This is a genomic window from Pseudomonas sp. MOIL14HWK12:I1 (genome assembly GCF_000510705.1).
Lineage (GTDB): Bacteria > Pseudomonadota > Gammaproteobacteria > Pseudomonadales > Pseudomonadaceae > Chryseomonas > Chryseomonas oryzihabitans.
On sequence record NZ_AZNY01000003.1, the window covers coordinates 696,201 to 710,488 of the forward strand.

The window sequence follows — 14,288 nt, forward strand, 5'->3', positions numbered from 1 at the left end:
ACTTTGAACAGGCCCTTAGGGCTTGGGCGGTGGCGCGACGAAGGTCAGCTGGCGCGGATAGCCGTACTTCTCGCCTGGCAGTACCGGGCTGTCGAGAAACACGCCCATGCTGCGACCGAATTCGCTGACATGGGTGACGGCATAGTCCTGGCCATCGGCCAGGCGAACGATGGCGCCCGGCTTGAATTCCTCGCGATTGCGCTCGGTGACCGGGATGGAGATGCCGGCGGCCTTGCGGTAGATGCCCTTGAGCCAGTCCTGGTTGGTGAAGTCGTTGATCGGGGTGTTGAAGCGACCCGGCAGGCGCTGCAGATGGCGTCCGGTGCCGGGGGCGTCATCCACCGCCAGGCGTCTGGGATAGCCCACGGTCTCGGCGTCCAGCGGCTTGCCCTCGACGAACACCGCCAGGTTGTCGCCGACCCGCTGGACTTCGGTGATGGCGCGCCATTCGCCATCGCCCAGCTGGACCTGGCGGCCGCTGATGAAGCCTTCGACGTTGGCCGGGGTGGCCGGAATGGTCAGACCGGCCACCCGGCGCAGGACGCCGCGATCCCAGTCTTCGTTGCTGAAATCGTTGATGGAACTGGACAGCAGCGGCTGGGTGAGCGGAGCGCTGTGCGCCGGCTTGGCGACCTGGGCATGGGCCAGCGGCAGACCCAGGCAGCAGGCGCAGAGCAGCAGGAGGGAGCGGGCCAGGCAGGTGGGCATAGGGGTCATCCTTAACGCAGGTTTCTTGTTGGTCCCGGGCCGGGAGTGGGCGATAGACCCCTGATGTCTCCCGGCGTTTGGCGAGCGCGTCGCCAAGCGGCAATTTTTTACCCGCGCGGCGCCGAACGGCAAGGGCTGCGTTACCCTGGGGCTTTTCCCGCCGGAGTCCCTCCATGAATTCGACCCTTGCCGCCGTCCCCCTGGCCAAGGCCTATCGGCTGCTCAACCACGGTCCCACGGTGCTGGTCAGCGCCGCCCATGCCGGTCGGCGCAACGTCATGGCCGCGGCCTGGGCGATGGCGGTGGATTTCGAACCGGGCAAGGTGGCGGTGGTGCTGGACAAGCAGACCTGGACCCGCGAACTGCTGGAGGCCGAGGGCAGCTTCGTGCTCAGCGTGCCCTGCGCCGCCCAGGTGGATCTGGTGCAGACGGTGGGCAACACCAGCGGCCGCGAGCTGGACAAGTTCGCCGCCTACGGCATCGAGACGCTGGCGGGCGAACAGGTCAGCGCGCCGCTGATCGCCGGCTGCGTGGCCTGGCTGGAATGCCGGCTGCTGCCCGAGGCGCACAATCAGCAGGACTACGACCTGTTTCTCGGCGAGGTGGTCGCCGCCCGGGCCGATACCCGGGTGTTTCGCGAGGGGCGCTGGGATTTTCGCGGCCAGGACGGCCTGCGCACCCTGCACCACGTCGCCGGCGGCCATTTCCTGGTGATCGGCGACGGCATCCAGGGGCAGCTGTTGACGCCCAAGGTCTGAACCCGACGACGCCAGCGCCTGGCGTCGTCGCGAGCAGGGTCAGACGCGGAAGCGCGCGACCATCTGCTGCAGATCGCCGCCCAGGCGGGCCAGCTCGTTGACCGAGGCGGCGGCATGGGCGTTGGCGGTGGCCGACTCCTCGGCCAGGCCGCTGACCTTGACCACGTTGCCGTTGATCTCCTCGGCCACCAGGCTCTGCTCTTCCACCGCGGTGGCGATCTGCTGATTGAGACTCTGGATCTCCGCCACCGCCTGGTAGATGACCTCCAGGGCGCGCTCGGCGTCCTGGGCCAGGGTCACGGTGCCCAGGGTGCGGTCGCGACTGGCCTGCATCCGCGCACTGGCTTCGGTGGTGCCCTGCTGCAGGGTGGCGATGAGTTCGCCGATTTCCTGGGTGGACTCCTGGGTCCGTTGCGCCAGGGAGCGGACCTCGTCGGCCACCACGGCGAAGCCGCGGCCCTGTTCACCGGCGCGGGCGGCTTCGATGGCGGCGTTGAGCGCCAGCAGGTTGGTCTGCTCGGCGATCGCCTTGATCACGTCGATGACGCTGCCGATGCGACCGCTGGCACTGTCCAGGCGCTCCATGGCATCGCTCAGGCCCTGCACCTCTTCGGCGGCCAGGGTGATTTCCTCGGCCGCGCGCTTGACCGTGCGGCTGCCTTCGCGGGCCATGCTGTCGGCGTTCTGCGCGGCGCTGGAGGCGTTGGCGGTGTTTTGCGCCACGTTGTGCACCGTGGCCGCCATCTCGTTCATGGCGGTGGCCACCTGCTGCATCTCGTCGCGCTGCTGGGTGACGCCGCGGCTGGTCTGGACGCCAAAGGCCGAGAGTTCGTCGGCCGCGCTGCTGAGTTGCCCCACGCCATTGGCGATGCCCCCGACCAGCTGACGCAGGTCATCGGCCATGGCCTGGGTGGTGCGTTGCAGTTCGCCCAGTTCGTCGCGGCGGCTCACCTCGTTGCGCTGGGTGAGGTCGCCGGCGGCGACGCGCTTGAGCATGGCCATGGCGGTCGCCAGCGGCTGGGTGATCTGGCGGGTGATCAGCCAGGCGGCGGCGATGCCGATCAGCAGGGCGATCAGGCTGCTCAGCAGCAGCTTGAGCAGGGCGGCCTGGCGCTCGGCGGCGGCGGACTTGAGCTGACCCTCGCCCAGCTGATCCAGCAACTGCACCAGCTTGTTGCCCTGCTCCTGCAGACTGGCGACGGCGGCCTGGGCCTGACGGTTCTGGGCGACGATGGATTCGAAGAAGGCGCGATAGCGGGTCACGTCCTGGGTGGCGCTGTAGAGGCGGGCGGCGGTGTCGCCGTCGATCTGCTTCTGAGCAGTGGCCAGCGTCTTGAGCAGCTCGTCGATGACCTTGAGGGTCGCCTGGGACTTGCTGTCATCCGGGGTGCCGAGGAAGCGACGGATGGCCAGACGCACACCGACCATCTGCGCCTTCATCTCGGCCAAGGCCTTGAGGTCGGCGGTGCTGTAGCTGCCACCCGGGGAAAAGACCAGCTCGAACAGCTGATCGAGGGTCTCGGTAACGGTGTCGGAAACCTGGGTCAGTTCCTTCTGCGCCCCGGCGCTGGCCTGGTTGGCCTGCTGCAGGGCGGCGAAGCGCTCCTGATAGGTTTTCATCTCCCGCTGGATATCCTGCAGGATGGCGACGTTGGCCGGGTTGGTCAGCAGGCTGAGGCCCTTGCCGATGTCTTCCGTCACGCTAGCCAAGGTGGCCTGTTGCCGGGTGGCATTGGCGGCGCTAGGATCGAGCAGATAGGCCTTTTCGTCGATCCTGACGCTGAGGACATCCGCCTTGAGCTGACCGCTGTAGCGCGTCTTGTTGATGCGCTCGAGCAGGGTATTGGCGGTGAAATAGCCGAACAGGGCCACCACCGTCACCATGACCAGCAGGGCGCCGAAGCCCAGGGCCAGCTTCTTGGAAATGCCGAGATTGCTCAGCCAGGAGGCTTTGGATACAGACATGGGGATTCCGGAAGAGAGTGCGAAGACCCCCTTCATCGGCTGTCCCGATCGATACTTGAAAGCCGCACGTCAGAGCCGCCTGGTTGGCGGCTCCGGAACCGACGGCCGGTTCGCTGCGGGGCCCGAACCGGCCGGATTCAGGCGGTTTCGCGCGTGTTCACCGGCACGGGCAACTCCAGCTCCAGCACCGAGATCAGCGCATTCTGCTGACGCTCGTTGAGCTGGCGAAAGCGCTGTAGCAGCAGTTGCTCGCTGGCATTGAGCAACTCGTCGTCCGCGTCGACCTGCTGCTGCTCCAGCACCCCGTCCTGCACCAGGCTGCGTTCCAGCCAGGCGACGATCTCGGTGTTCATGCTGTGGCGATGGGAGCGGGCCACGGCGGCGATGCGTTCACGCATTCCATCGGGCAGGCGGACGACGAACTTTTCCGTGGGAATACCAGCGGGAGCGCGGTGGACGTAGGGCATGGAGGACCTCCAAGACGAATGGACTGACGTCAAAGCGCCGACAACAGCAGTCGACCGGCGAAGAAAACCAGCACCAGGCCCATGGCTCGTTCGAACCAGTGGCCCAGGCGCAGGAAGGTCTGGCGAACGCGCGGACTGGAAAACAGCAGGCTGACCAGGGCGAACCAGCCGGCGTTGACCGCGCACATCCACAGGCCATAGAGGCCCTGGACGGTCAGTGGCGTACTGCCGCTGACCACGGTGGTGAAGATGGCCAGGAAGAACAGGGTGGCCTTGGGATTGGTGGCGTTGGTCAGGAAGCCGGTGAGGAAGGCCTTGCCGGGCGACTGCCGTTGCAGATCGGCCTGCTGCCACTGGCTGTCGTCCAGCGGCGCGGCGGTGGGCTTGCTGCGGATCAGGTTGAAGCCCAGCCAGAGGATGTAGGCGCCGCCGACCACCTTGGCGACGCCCAGCAGCCAGGGCGTGGCGTGCATCAGGGCGCCGATGCCGAGCAGGGTGTAGAGCACGTGCACCGAGATGCCGGCGCCGATGCCCAGGGCGGTACAGAGGCCGATCAGGCGGCCGAATCTCACGCTCTGGCGCACGGTCACGGCGAAGTCCGGACCGGGCGCCAGCACGGCGAGGAAGTGGATGGTCGCCAGGGCGAGGAATTCGCTCAGGTAGGGGGACATGTCAGCTCCAGTACGTGAGGGGTTCGGCCGCCCCGCGATAGCCGACGAAGCACGACAGCGACAGGCGCGGCTGGTCGTTGCCGGGGGTCACGGCGTGCATGCGGCGGGAATTGAAGAGGATCAGATCGCCCGGTTCGGGGCGGATGGTCAGGCAGGGCGGGCCGAGCCGGTCGGGTTCGATGCCGTAGCTGTCGCCGCGCATGGCGTCGAAGGCCTCCGGCGACAGCTCGCGCGACCAGAGCTGCAGTTCGCCGCCGACACTGGGCATGGTCAGGTAGACGTTGCAGGCCAGCTGGGCGACCAGGCTTTCGGCTTCCTCGCTGCCCGGCGCGTCCTTGGCGAAGATGTCGTGGTGGGCGAGAAAGCGCACCCCCGGCTTCACCACCCGCGACAGGCCGACGTACATCTTGCGGCCCCAGAGGGTCTGCAGGCGGGCCCCGGCCGGCCAGACCTCGTCGAGGGTGCAGCGCACCAGGTCGATGGGATTGAGGTAGGGGCGGCAGCGGCGGCGCAATTCTTCCAGGTTGCTGGTGACGCTGGCGAAATAGTCGTCCATCTGCGCGCGCTGGTGCTCCGCCTCGTAGAAGGCCATGCCGATGCGGCCGATGCTGGGGGCGTTGGTGTAGGTGGCGAAGCCGTTGCCGAGGATCTGCTGGCCGAGGTCGTCGGCCAGCGGACGCGGCACGAAGTGGCGCACGCGCACGGCCAGCAGGCGTTCATCGGTGAGACGGAGCAGACTCTCGGTGTCGAGAGCGTCGAGTTCGAGCAGCATGGCGCTTCCTTTCTGCGGGTGAGGTGAGCGGTTGATCAGGCGCCAGCCATGTCGTAGCTCACCAGCAGGCGTCCCTTCTTTTCCTTGACGCCCAGGGCGCTCAGGGCACCGACCGCGCGCAGGGAGCGCACGTGGGTTCCGCCGCAGGCATAGCGCGCCACGTCCTCGCCAAAGCGCACCTGGCGCTGGCCATCGGCCTGCACCTCGATCTGCAGCGGCAGGTCTTCTTCCACCAGGGCGTCGAAGTGCGCCTGCAAGGATTCGACGTCCAGGGCGCAGGTATCCTCGCCCGGAATGAATTCGATGCGGCCTTCGCCCGGCCAGTGATGGGCCTTGACCGGCTTCCAGCCATGGGTCTCGCCGATGTGACCGAGCAGGTGCCCGGCCGAATGCAGCCGCGAATGCAGCTGGCGCCGGCCTTCGTCGACCCGGGCCAGCACACGGCCGGGCGGCAGGGGGCGGGTGGTGTGGTGCAGGATACGGTCGCCGTCCTGGACCACCCGGGTCACCTCGGCGGTGCCGATCCAGCCGGTGTCGCTGGGCTGGCCGCCGCCCTGGGGATGGAAGGGCGTGGCCAGCAATTCGACGACATAACCGTCCTCGGCGGCGCTACAGGCGTGGACCTCGACCTCGGCGATCAGGCTGTCGCTCAGGAAATACAGGCGCTCGGTCATACGTCTACTACCTAGAAAACGAGAAACATCCTCATTCTAAAGAGCGCACGCAAGGGTGATAATCCACCCTCCCTCCAAAGGAATTTTGCGCTGTGAGCATAAATCTTCCCCTGCCGCTGCTCAGCGAGATGGCCATCTTCGTGCGGGTGGTGGAGAGCGGCAGCTTCTCTGCGGCGGCCCGTCAGCTGGGTCTGACCCCATCCTCCACCAGTCGCAGCGTGGCGCGCCTGGAGAAGGCTTTGGGCACCCGGCTGCTCAATCGCAGCACGCGCAAGCTGCGCCTGTCGGAGGCGGGGGAGGAGGTCTATCGGCGCTGCAGCGACATGGTCGGCGCCGCGCGGGCGGTGCTGGAGGTCAGTGGCCAGTTCAACCAGGCGCCGGCCGGCATCGTCCGGCTGTCGGTGCCCAAGGCGGTGGGGAGCACGGTGATCCATCCGCACATGGCCGACTTCCTGCGCCGCTATCCGGCGGTGGACGTGCAGTTGCTGCTGGAAGACCGCTATGTCGATCTGATCGACGAGAACGTCGACCTGGCCATCCGCATCACCGATCGGCCGCCGCCCGGGCTGGTGGGTCGTCAGCTGCTGACCATCGAGCACCTGCTCTGCGCCACGCCGCAGTACCTGGCCGAGCACGGTCAGCCCGCCCATCCCCGCGATCTGGCCGGGCACAGCTGCATCTACCTGGCGGAGGAACCGGCCGATTCACGCTGGAAGTTTCGCCAGGGCGCCAAGGTGGTCCACGTCAATGTGCGCGGTCGCTATGCCGCCAATCACACCGGGGTGCGCCTGGACGCGGTGCTCAACCACATCGGCATCGGCAGTCTGCCCCTGTTCACCGCCCAGGCGGCCCTGGCCCGTGGCGAGATCATCCAGGTGCTGCCGGAGTGGTCCTTTCTGCCGCACTACCACGGCGGCGCCTGGCTGCTCTATCCGGCGACGCGCCACCTGCCGCCCAAGCTCAAGGTGTTCATCGACTTCCTGGTCGAGCGCCTGGGCGATCAGGCTCTGCGCCCGGGGCAGGGCGCAGCGGCGCTGCCCGAGCAGCGCTTCCAGGAACTGACCATCGGCAGCTAGCCGCTGCCGGTCGCCAAGCGTGATGCTTTTCACAAGTCCTGTTACAACTGGCATCATTAGGTGAAACGATTCACCTAACGTTTCTCTGCCTGCCGCATCGCGCTTTTCCCTGGGCCATGCTCCCCCACGGCCCGCCCGCGCGGGTGGATCAGGTCGCCGCCGCGATCCTTGCCCTGGCAAAACAAGAAAGGATTTCCCCATGCTCGCTTCATCACCCTCGCTCGCCGCACCCGTGGCGGCCACCCCGCGCAAGGGGCTGGTCGTGCTCATCGCCGTGATCGCCGCCCTGGGCGGTCTGCTGTTCGGCTACGACACCGGCATCATCGGTGTCGCCCTGCTCGGCCTCGGCCGCGAATTCGCCATGGACGACACCGTGAAGCAACTGGTGACCGGCGCCATCATCTTTGGCGCCCTGTTCGGCTGCCTCGGCACCGGTCCGATCTCCGACCGCCTCGGCCGCCGCAAGACCATCATCGGCGTGGCCCTGGTGTTCGCCCTGGGCTCGGTGCTCTCGGCGCTGTCGCCCAACGTCACCTTGCTGATCCTGTCGCGCTTCCTGCTCGGCCTGTCGGCCGGCAGCTCCACCCAGATCATCCCGGTGTACATCGCCGAGGTGGCGCCGCCGGAGCACCGCGGCAAGCTGGTGGTGCTGTTCCAGTTCATGGTGGTGTTCGGCATCACCGTGGCCTATTTCACCGGCTTCGCCCTGGACGAACACTGGCGCTGGATGTTCGGCCTCGGCCTGGTGCCGGCGCTGATCCTGCTGGCGGGCATGGCGGTACTGCCGGAGAGTCCGCGCTGGCTGCTGGTCAAGGGTCGCGAGGGCGACGCCCTGGCGGTACTGGAACGGGTTCGTGGCGGCGCCGCTGCCGCCCAGGCCGAACTGGCCGAGATCAAGACCGTGAGCAACGCCCCGGAAGGCAACTGGAGTGACCTCTTCTCGCCCTGGGTCCGTCCGGCCCTGCTGGTGGGCGCCGGCATCGCCATGTTCTCGCAGATCACCGGCAACAATGCCCTGATCTACTACGCACCGACCATCCTTACCCAGGCCGGCTTCTCCGACCAGACCGCGGTGCTGGCCACCGGCTGCAGCACCATCCTGGTGGTGATCATGACCGTGGTCGGCAGCTTCCTGGTGGATCGCATCGGTCGTCGCCGCTACCTGCTGACGCTGATTCCCGGCTCCATCATCGCCCTGGCGATCATGGGCTACCTGTTCCAGGGCGCCGGTCCCCAGACCGATGTCGAGCGCTGGACGGTGGTGGCCTGCCTGGCCGCCTACCTGATGCTCAACTGCGGCGGTTTCGGCGTCTGCATCTGGCTGATCAACGCCGAGGTCTATCCGCTGTTCGTGCGCGGCAAGGGCGCCAGCGTCGGCGCCTTCAGCCACTGGGGCTTCGACCTGCTGGTGACCCTCACCACCCTGAGCCTGGTGACCAAGCTGGGCGCCGCCCATACCTTCTGGCTCTATGCCGGGATTTCCCTGGTGGCGCTGCTGTTCATCTGGCGCCTGGTGCCGGAGACCAAGGGCAAGAGCCTGGAGCAGATCGAGCACGACCTGCGCGAGCGGCGCTTCTTCCCCTATCAGCGGAAAGGCTGAACGCAGCTTCCGGTGCCAGGTCGCAACAGGAGCGGAGATAGAACTCCGCTCCTGTTCGCCTGTGCCGGAGTCCTGCCATGCGCCCCCTCACCCTCGACCTCGATCTGCTGGCTGCCGCTCTGGACAGCCGGGAGCGAGGTACCCACTTCCTCGACCTTGCCAGCGGCGCCCTGCGCCTGCTCGATCCGGACGATCTCAGTCTGGAAGAACGCGAGGAACTGGAAGATCCCGAACGCTACCTGCCGCTGCCGCGCCTGACCCAGGACGATCGCCTGGAGCTGCGCGAGGCCTTTCTGCACCAGCTGCGCCATCCCCACGCCCAGCCCTTGCTGCGCGCGGCCCTGGAGAGTCGGCGACCGATTCGCACCTTCGACTACGAACTGGAGCTCTTCCCCTCGGTGCGCGAGGCCTGGCAGGCCTTCGCCCTGAGTCGCCTCAAGGAGGAGGTGCTGGTGCTGCTGGACGAAGCCGGCCTGGAAGCCCTGCCGGCGGACGGGCGGATGCCGCTGCCGGACGATGTCCCCGAGGGCATCCGGCGACGGCTGGAGAAGGGGCGGAGCTAGGGCCTAGTCGTGCCCGTGGCGATAGAGCTTGAGCTCCACCATCAGGTCGTCGGTGAGGGTTTCCAGGTGGGCCTGCAGCGCCTCGAGTTCGAGGTCCGCTGGGAGCGCCAGCAGGGCGGTGGCGTGGAACAGCACCTCGCTGCTCATGGGTGCCGGGCGGGTCTCGGTGGACAGGCGTTCGACGTTGACCCCGACCTGGTGCAGCGCCCGGGTGATGTCGCGGACGATGCCGACCCGGTCATTGCCCAGGAGATCCAGCTGCACCAGAGGCGCACCCACCGGCGCCGGCTGGCCGGGTTCGCCGACCAGGATGCGCAGGCCGGGAATGGCCAGCTGCTGCAGCGTCTCCACCAGGCCATTGCGCAATTCCGGTTCCACTTCCACCGAAAGGATGCCGGCGAACTGGCCGGCCAGGTGGGCCATGCGGCTTTCCAGCCAGTTGCCGCCCTGGGCGGCCACGCAGTCGGCCAGGGCTTCCACCAGACCGGGGCGATCGGGGGCGATGACGGTCAGGACCAGGTGTTCCATGGCGGGCTCCAGGGCGGGCTGAGGGAGTCCCCAGTCTAGCCCGCCCGATCGCTGCGGGCCTACTGGATGTCTTCGGGCTTGACGATCACCCAGTGCTTGTCCGCGTTCACCGCCACCCCGGCCTTGGCCTGGCCTTCGGCGTTGCTCTTCATCATCGCCTCGATCTGGGTGCGGTACTTGGACTTGCGGTCGATCCACAGGTGGATGCCGTTCTTGGCGGCGTCCACGCCCTGGAACAGCATGGGGCCGTCGCTGACCGGGGTGTCGCCGCCGACCAGGATGGGTTTCTTCCAGGGATCTATGTAGGTGAGGATGGCCGCGTACTTGCCGGCGAACCAGGTGGCCGGGGTCCAGAGGTAGGGCGTGACCTGCAGCTTCAGGTTGGCCTGGGGATCGTACTTGCCTTCGGCGATCTGCTTGCGGGCGGTGGTCAGGGCGCCGGTGGCCGGGTCCTTGAGCAGGGTGGTGACGCCAATGACGTTTTCCGGTTTCACGCCGTAGCCGTAGTGCGGATCGGACGCCACCATGCGCACCAGCTCCTCATGGGCGGCACTGATCACATAGACCTCGATGCCGTTCTCCATCAGCTTGTGATAGAGCTCCTGCTGGCCGGTGAAGGGCTTGGGCGGATTGATCTCCACCGTCTCCACCTTGTCGTCCTTGCCGTAGTAGGTGGCGGGGATCGGCTTGCCGTAGGCCATCAGCTCGTCGACGTAGCCCTTGAGCTGCTGCAGGGTGAAGCCGGAAAACACCTGGGCGACCCAGGGGTAGCAGACCAGGTCGTCGACCTCGCACAGCCGGTAGTAGTAGCTGTTGAGGCTTTCCTTGTGGCCACCGACATCCTTGAAGGGAATCAGCTTGAGCGAAGGGTCGAGGGTGTCGCGGGTCAGCACGCCCTTCATCTCCAGGAAGGGCAGCAGGGCCTCTTCCAGGTCGTAGCGATAGCTGGTGTTGTCCATGTCGAACACCGCGTAGTTGCCCTGGTTGGCATTGGCGGCGATCAGGGCGTCGAGCTGGCGGGCGGCATCGGCCGGCCAGTGGGTCAGCTCGGTGGCGGCAGCGGTGAGGCTGAGCAGACCGCCGGCCAGGCCGGCGAGAAGGCGGGGAAGGGTGGACATCGGCGGACTCCGGCACGGCGACCGCGGTATGCGGTCATCTGGTCTAGACCATAACAAAAGGTCATGACAGTTCGATGCGCGGAGCGACCTGGGTGGACGCGAGAGCGGCAGGACCTGCCGCTCTGCGACAGGGCTGTCAGGCCGTGACGGTCTTGAAGCGCGGCTCGGTGTTGCCCTTGAACAGGGTCAGGGTCGCGACCAGGCCGAGGACGGCCGCTACGGTCAGCCACATGCCCGGGGCGGCCTTGTTGCCGGTCTCCTGGATCAGCCAGGTGCAGACCATCGGGGTGAAGCCGCCAAAGGTCGCGGTGGCCAGGCTGTAGGCCAGGGAGAAGCCGGTGGTGCGCACATGGGCAGGCATCACCTCGGTCAGGGCTACTACCATGCCACCGTTATAGGTGCCATAGAGGAAGGACAGCCACAGCTCGACCATCAGCAGGCGCGAGAAGCCCGGGGCGTGGGTCAGCCAGATCATCGCCGGGTAGGCGGTGAGGATGGCCAGTACGGTGGCGAAGATCAGCAACGGACGGCGGCCGATGCGATCGCTCAGGGCGCCCATCACCGGCAGCCAGATGAAGTTGGAAACACCCACGCAGGCGGTGACGATCAGGCTGTCCAGCGCGGTCAGGTTCAGCTCGTGCTTGCCGAAGGTCGGGGTGTAGGCGGTGATCAGGTAGAAGGAGGCGGTGGTCATGGAGACCATGGCTACGCCCGCCAGCACCACGCCGAAGTTCTGGCGGATGGAGGTCATGGTTTCGCCGAAGGTCGGGCGATGCTTGCGCGCCTCGAATTCCGGGCTCTCTTCCAGGGAACGACGGATGATGAACAGGAAGGGCACGATCAGGCAGCCGATCAGGAAGGGGATGCGCCAGCCCCATTCACCCATTTCGGCGGGCGACAGCCAGTGGTTGAGCAGCGCGCCCAGCACGCCGGCGAAAACCACCGCGACCTGCTGGCTGGCGGACTGCCAGGAAACGAAGAAGCCCTTGCGGCCGGGGGTGGCGATCTCCGACAGGTAGACGGACACGCCGCCCAGTTCGACACCGGCGGAGAAGCCCTGCAGCAGGCGGCCGAGCAGCACCAGCAGCGGTGCGGCGACACCCAGGGTGGCATAGCCCGGCACCACGGCGATCAGCAGGGTACCCAGGGCCATCAGCGCCAGGGTGACGATCAGGCCGTGGCGACGGCCGTGCTTGTCGATGTAGGCGCCGAGGAAGATCGCCCCCAGGGGGCGCATCAGGAAGCCGGCGCCGAAGGTGGCCAGCGACAGCATCAGGGAGGCGAGTTCGTTATCGCCGGGAAAGAACGTCTTGGCGATGGCCGTGGCATAGAAGCCATAGACCATGAAGTCGTACATTTCGAGGAAGTTTCCGCTGACGACGCGGAAGATGGATTTGGCTTTCGAGGTGGTGGCCATGACTGCTAGCTCGGATTGGGTTTGTTATGGAGACAGCTCGCGCAGGGCGCCCAGACCTCTCGCGGGTGGGTCGCGCTATTTGTAACCTTATGTGTTGCAAAAGCGCGCTGGCAAGCTGAATCGGACCAGAACCCCCGAATTTCATGGGTTTGAAAGGTTATTGAAAGCTTCGCGACATTACGTCTGGAAATTATTGTCCAGTTGACACGTTGTCGCAGTTCAGGATGCGAGCATTTGCCAGAAAGCCGCCCCCACCCCGGCCAGACTTTCCCCGGCGATGAGGCCGGCCGCGGCGGCCAGGGCGAAGCGCTCGGCCAGCCCCGGTGCCCGCCAGCGCACCAGGGCGGTGAGCAGTGCGCCCAGGGTCATCATCAGCGACACCGAGGCCGGCAGGATGAAGGCCAGCCCCAGGGCCGCCGAGCTGGGCAGCCAGTGCGCGCGACGGCTCGGCAGCAAGGCTTCGGCCAGGCCCAGCAGCAAGCCGGCCAGGGCGCCCAGGACGATGCCCAGGCGCATGGCCCCGTCGAGGGCGCCCAGGCCCTGGGTCAGGGTTTCCGCCACCGCCTTCCACTGGGCCACCGCCGGCGCCGGCCAGGCGGCGCCGAGCAGCAGTGCCTGGGGATCGGGAATCAGCAGCCGATAGGTGAGCACCCCGGTTACCGCACCGAGCGCGATGCCCAGGCACTGGGCGACCACCTGCTTGGCCGGGGTGGCGCCGATGGCCTGGCCGACCTTGAAGTCGTTCATCAGGTCGGTGCTCTGGCCCGCCGCCCCGCCCGCGGTGTTGGCGCCCATGAGGTTGATGTTGACCTGCCCGGGGGCGGCCAGGCCAAAGGTCAGCTGCGACAGCTGGCCGATGGCGCCGATGGGGGGAATGCCGGTGGCGCCGACCACCCGCGCGGCCATGGCGGCGAGAAACAGCGCCAGGGGCAGGGCCAGCAGGGCCAGCCAGGGATCTATGCCGAACAGCCGCACCTGCAGCAGCACCACCAGCAGAGCCGCCGCCAGCAGCAGCGCCAGCGGCCAGGCGCGCGGCCGCTGCCAGCCCTGGCGACGGCGTTCGGCGCGGGGCAGGGTGATCAGCCGCACGGCCAGCGCAGCCAGGGTGGCGCTGACCATCAGACTCACCCCGGGCCAGAGTAGCCATTGCACCAGGAAGGCGTATTGCGGACCGCTGGCCTCCGCCGGCAGCGCGGCGACACCACTGGCTAGCAGCCAGGGCGCGACACCGCCCCAGGCCAGCAGGGTGCCGAGCAGCAGTGACAACCCGACCCTCAGGCCGATGATGCCGCCAAAGCCGAGCAGCAGCAGCGAGGGATCGAAGCTGAAGGTCAGGCGTTCCAGGGCTGGCGAGGGCGCGACTCGCGGCAGCGTCCAGGCGAAGGTGTCCACCAGCTTGACCGCCGCCGACAGCGCCAGGGCGCCCAGCAGCACCCGCAGGCGGGCCAGGGCTTCGGCGCCACTGGCATAGACCTGGCGCAGGGCTTCCAGGGTGGCCAGGCCCTCGGGAAATTTCAGGCTGGCATCGGCCAGCAGCAGGGGCCGGAGGTACCAGGCCACCCAGATGCCGAGAAAGCTCACCGCGAACACCCAGCCCATCAGCGGCAGGGTCGGCAATTCCTGGCCGGTCAGCAGGGTGTAGGCCGGGATGGGCGCGACCAGGCCGCCGGAGACGATGCTGGCCGCCGCCGAGGCCACGGTCTGGTTGATGTTGCTCTCGTGCAGCGTCCAGCCCGGTTGCTGCAGGCGGCGCCCCAGGCGGTGCCAGAGACCGTAGCTCACCAGCAGGGCGATGATCGACATGTTGAACGACCAGCCGATCTTGAGGCCGGCATAGACATTGGCCGGGGTCAGCAGGATGCCCAGCAGCGCCCCGGTGAGCAGCGCCCGGGGGCTGAGTTCGCGCTCCACGGGCAGCGGCAGGTCGGATGCGGCGGCGTTGGCTGCGGGCAAGAGGGCCTCCTCGGTCAG

General features: G+C 67.4%; 14 protein-coding genes and 1 pseudogene. 4 read left to right on the plus strand and 11 right to left on the minus strand.

Annotated elements, in window-relative coordinates; all coding sequences use genetic code 11:
- Nucleotides 1-15 precede the first annotated feature (15 nt).
- The gene (locus PSEK12I1_RS0103170; protein ID WP_027600665.1) at nucleotides 16-708 is read right to left on the minus strand and encodes a hypothetical protein; all 693 of its coding nucleotides are present in this window, start codon (nucleotides 706-708) and stop codon (nucleotides 16-18) included.
- 173 nt (nucleotides 709-881) lie between these two features.
- Between PSEK12I1_RS0103170 and PSEK12I1_RS0103175 the strand changes: the two genes are divergently transcribed.
- A complete protein-coding gene (locus PSEK12I1_RS0103175) occupies nucleotides 882-1,466 on the plus strand; it encodes a flavin reductase family protein (RefSeq protein ID WP_027600666.1) in 585 nt (194 codons plus the stop codon).
- Between the two features lie 39 nt (nucleotides 1,467-1,505).
- Here PSEK12I1_RS0103175 and PSEK12I1_RS25190 read toward each other — a convergent pair whose 3' ends face one another.
- The 6 genes and pseudogenes from PSEK12I1_RS25190 to PSEK12I1_RS0103200 all read right to left on the minus strand — a co-directional run bounded on the left by PSEK12I1_RS25190 (nucleotide 1,506) and on the right by PSEK12I1_RS0103200 (nucleotide 6,015).
- Nucleotides 1,506-2,219, minus strand: coding sequence for a methyl-accepting chemotaxis protein (locus tag PSEK12I1_RS25190; RefSeq protein WP_371099482.1), 714 nt, complete (start codon nucleotides 2,217-2,219; stop codon nucleotides 1,506-1,508).
- Nucleotides 2,205-3,467 (minus strand): annotated as a pseudogene (locus PSEK12I1_RS25195) (methyl-accepting chemotaxis protein); the annotation flags it as partial. The gene PSEK12I1_RS25190 and the pseudogene PSEK12I1_RS25195, both read right to left, overlap by 15 nt.
- A 101-nt stretch (nucleotides 3,468-3,568) precedes the next feature.
- A complete protein-coding gene (locus PSEK12I1_RS0103185) occupies nucleotides 3,569-3,898 on the minus strand; it encodes an Arc family DNA-binding protein (protein ID WP_042134592.1) in 330 nt (109 codons plus the stop codon).
- A gap of 29 nt (nucleotides 3,899-3,927) precedes the next feature.
- Nucleotides 3,928-4,569 (minus strand): LysE family translocator, encoded by a 642-nt coding sequence (locus PSEK12I1_RS0103190; protein ID WP_027600668.1) that lies wholly within the window; start codon nucleotides 4,567-4,569, stop codon nucleotides 3,928-3,930.
- 1 nt (nucleotide 4,570) lies between these two features.
- Nucleotides 4,571-5,341 carry a 2OG-Fe(II) oxygenase gene (locus PSEK12I1_RS0103195; protein WP_007159850.1) on the minus strand — a complete coding sequence of 257 codons (771 nt, stop codon included), beginning with the start codon at nucleotides 5,339-5,341 and terminating at the stop codon, nucleotides 4,571-4,573.
- Between the two features lie 35 nt (nucleotides 5,342-5,376).
- Nucleotides 5,377-6,015 carry an alanyl-tRNA editing protein gene (locus PSEK12I1_RS0103200; protein ID WP_027597439.1) on the minus strand — a complete coding sequence of 213 codons (639 nt, stop codon included), beginning with the start codon at nucleotides 6,013-6,015 and terminating at the stop codon, nucleotides 5,377-5,379.
- Between the two features lie 92 nt (nucleotides 6,016-6,107).
- Between PSEK12I1_RS0103200 and PSEK12I1_RS0103205 the strand changes: the two genes are divergently transcribed.
- The 3 genes from PSEK12I1_RS0103205 (at nucleotide 6,108) to PSEK12I1_RS0103215 (ending at nucleotide 9,254) form a co-directional block, all read left to right on the plus strand.
- Nucleotides 6,108-7,091: a LysR family transcriptional regulator gene (locus PSEK12I1_RS0103205; protein ID WP_007159848.1), complete on the plus strand. Its 984-nt coding sequence runs from the start codon at nucleotides 6,108-6,110 to the stop codon at nucleotides 7,089-7,091.
- Nucleotides 7,092-7,290: 199 nt separating this feature from the next.
- Nucleotides 7,291-8,691, plus strand: a complete 1,401-nt coding sequence (locus tag PSEK12I1_RS0103210) for a sugar porter family MFS transporter (RefSeq protein ID WP_037006622.1) — start codon at nucleotides 7,291-7,293, stop codon at nucleotides 8,689-8,691.
- 77 nt (nucleotides 8,692-8,768) lie between these two features.
- The gene (locus PSEK12I1_RS0103215) at nucleotides 8,769-9,254 is read left to right on the plus strand and encodes a UPF0158 family protein (protein ID WP_027597441.1); all 486 of its coding nucleotides are present in this window, start codon (nucleotides 8,769-8,771) and stop codon (nucleotides 9,252-9,254) included.
- Between the two features lie 3 nt (nucleotides 9,255-9,257).
- Here PSEK12I1_RS0103215 and PSEK12I1_RS0103220 read toward each other — a convergent pair whose 3' ends face one another.
- From PSEK12I1_RS0103220 to PSEK12I1_RS0103235, 4 genes are all read right to left on the minus strand, one after another.
- Nucleotides 9,258-9,782, minus strand: coding sequence for a glycine cleavage system protein R (locus PSEK12I1_RS0103220; RefSeq protein ID WP_027597442.1), 525 nt, complete (start codon nucleotides 9,780-9,782; stop codon nucleotides 9,258-9,260).
- 59 nt (nucleotides 9,783-9,841) lie between these two features.
- Nucleotides 9,842-10,900, minus strand: coding sequence for a phosphorylcholine phosphatase (locus PSEK12I1_RS0103225; protein WP_027600670.1), 1,059 nt, complete (start codon nucleotides 10,898-10,900; stop codon nucleotides 9,842-9,844).
- Between the two features lie 136 nt (nucleotides 10,901-11,036).
- Entirely contained in the window at nucleotides 11,037-12,317 is a 1,281-nt protein-coding gene (locus PSEK12I1_RS0103230; protein ID WP_027597444.1) for an MFS transporter, read from the minus strand.
- Nucleotides 12,318-12,536: 219 nt separating this feature from the next.
- On the minus strand, nucleotides 12,537-14,270 hold the full coding sequence (locus tag PSEK12I1_RS0103235) for an OPT family oligopeptide transporter (RefSeq protein ID WP_027600671.1): 1,734 nt from the start codon (nucleotides 14,268-14,270) through the stop codon (nucleotides 12,537-12,539).
- Nucleotides 14,271-14,288: the final 18 nt, after the last annotated feature.

Excerpts from the sequence above, each read along its gene's own strand:
- PSEK12I1_RS0103170 (WP_027600665.1), bottom strand. The coding sequence starts at position 708 with ATGCCCACCTGCCTGGCCCGCTCCCTCCTGCTGCTCTGCGCCTGCTGC.
- PSEK12I1_RS0103175 (WP_027600666.1), top strand. The coding sequence starts at position 882 with ATGAATTCGACCCTTGCCGCCGTCCCCCTGGCCAAGGCCTATCGGCTG.
- PSEK12I1_RS25190 (WP_371099482.1), bottom strand. The coding sequence starts at position 2,219 with ATGAACGAGATGGCGGCCACGGTGCACAACGTGGCGCAAAACACCGCC.
- PSEK12I1_RS0103185 (WP_042134592.1), bottom strand. The coding sequence starts at position 3,898 with ATGCCCTACGTCCACCGCGCTCCCGCTGGTATTCCCACGGAAAAGTTC.
- PSEK12I1_RS0103190 (WP_027600668.1), bottom strand. The coding sequence starts at position 4,569 with ATGTCCCCCTACCTGAGCGAATTCCTCGCCCTGGCGACCATCCACTTC.
- PSEK12I1_RS0103195 (WP_007159850.1), bottom strand. The coding sequence starts at position 5,341 with ATGCTGCTCGAACTCGACGCTCTCGACACCGAGAGTCTGCTCCGTCTC.
- PSEK12I1_RS0103200 (WP_027597439.1), bottom strand. The coding sequence starts at position 6,015 with ATGACCGAGCGCCTGTATTTCCTGAGCGACAGCCTGATCGCCGAGGTC.
- PSEK12I1_RS0103210 (WP_037006622.1), top strand. The coding sequence starts at position 7,291 with ATGCTCGCTTCATCACCCTCGCTCGCCGCACCCGTGGCGGCCACCCCG.
- PSEK12I1_RS0103215 (WP_027597441.1), top strand. The coding sequence starts at position 8,769 with ATGCGCCCCCTCACCCTCGACCTCGATCTGCTGGCTGCCGCTCTGGAC.
- PSEK12I1_RS0103220 (WP_027597442.1), bottom strand. The coding sequence starts at position 9,782 with ATGGAACACCTGGTCCTGACCGTCATCGCCCCCGATCGCCCCGGTCTG.
- PSEK12I1_RS0103225 (WP_027600670.1), bottom strand. The coding sequence starts at position 10,900 with ATGTCCACCCTTCCCCGCCTTCTCGCCGGCCTGGCCGGCGGTCTGCTC.
- PSEK12I1_RS0103230 (WP_027597444.1), bottom strand. The coding sequence starts at position 12,317 with ATGGCCACCACCTCGAAAGCCAAATCCATCTTCCGCGTCGTCAGCGGA.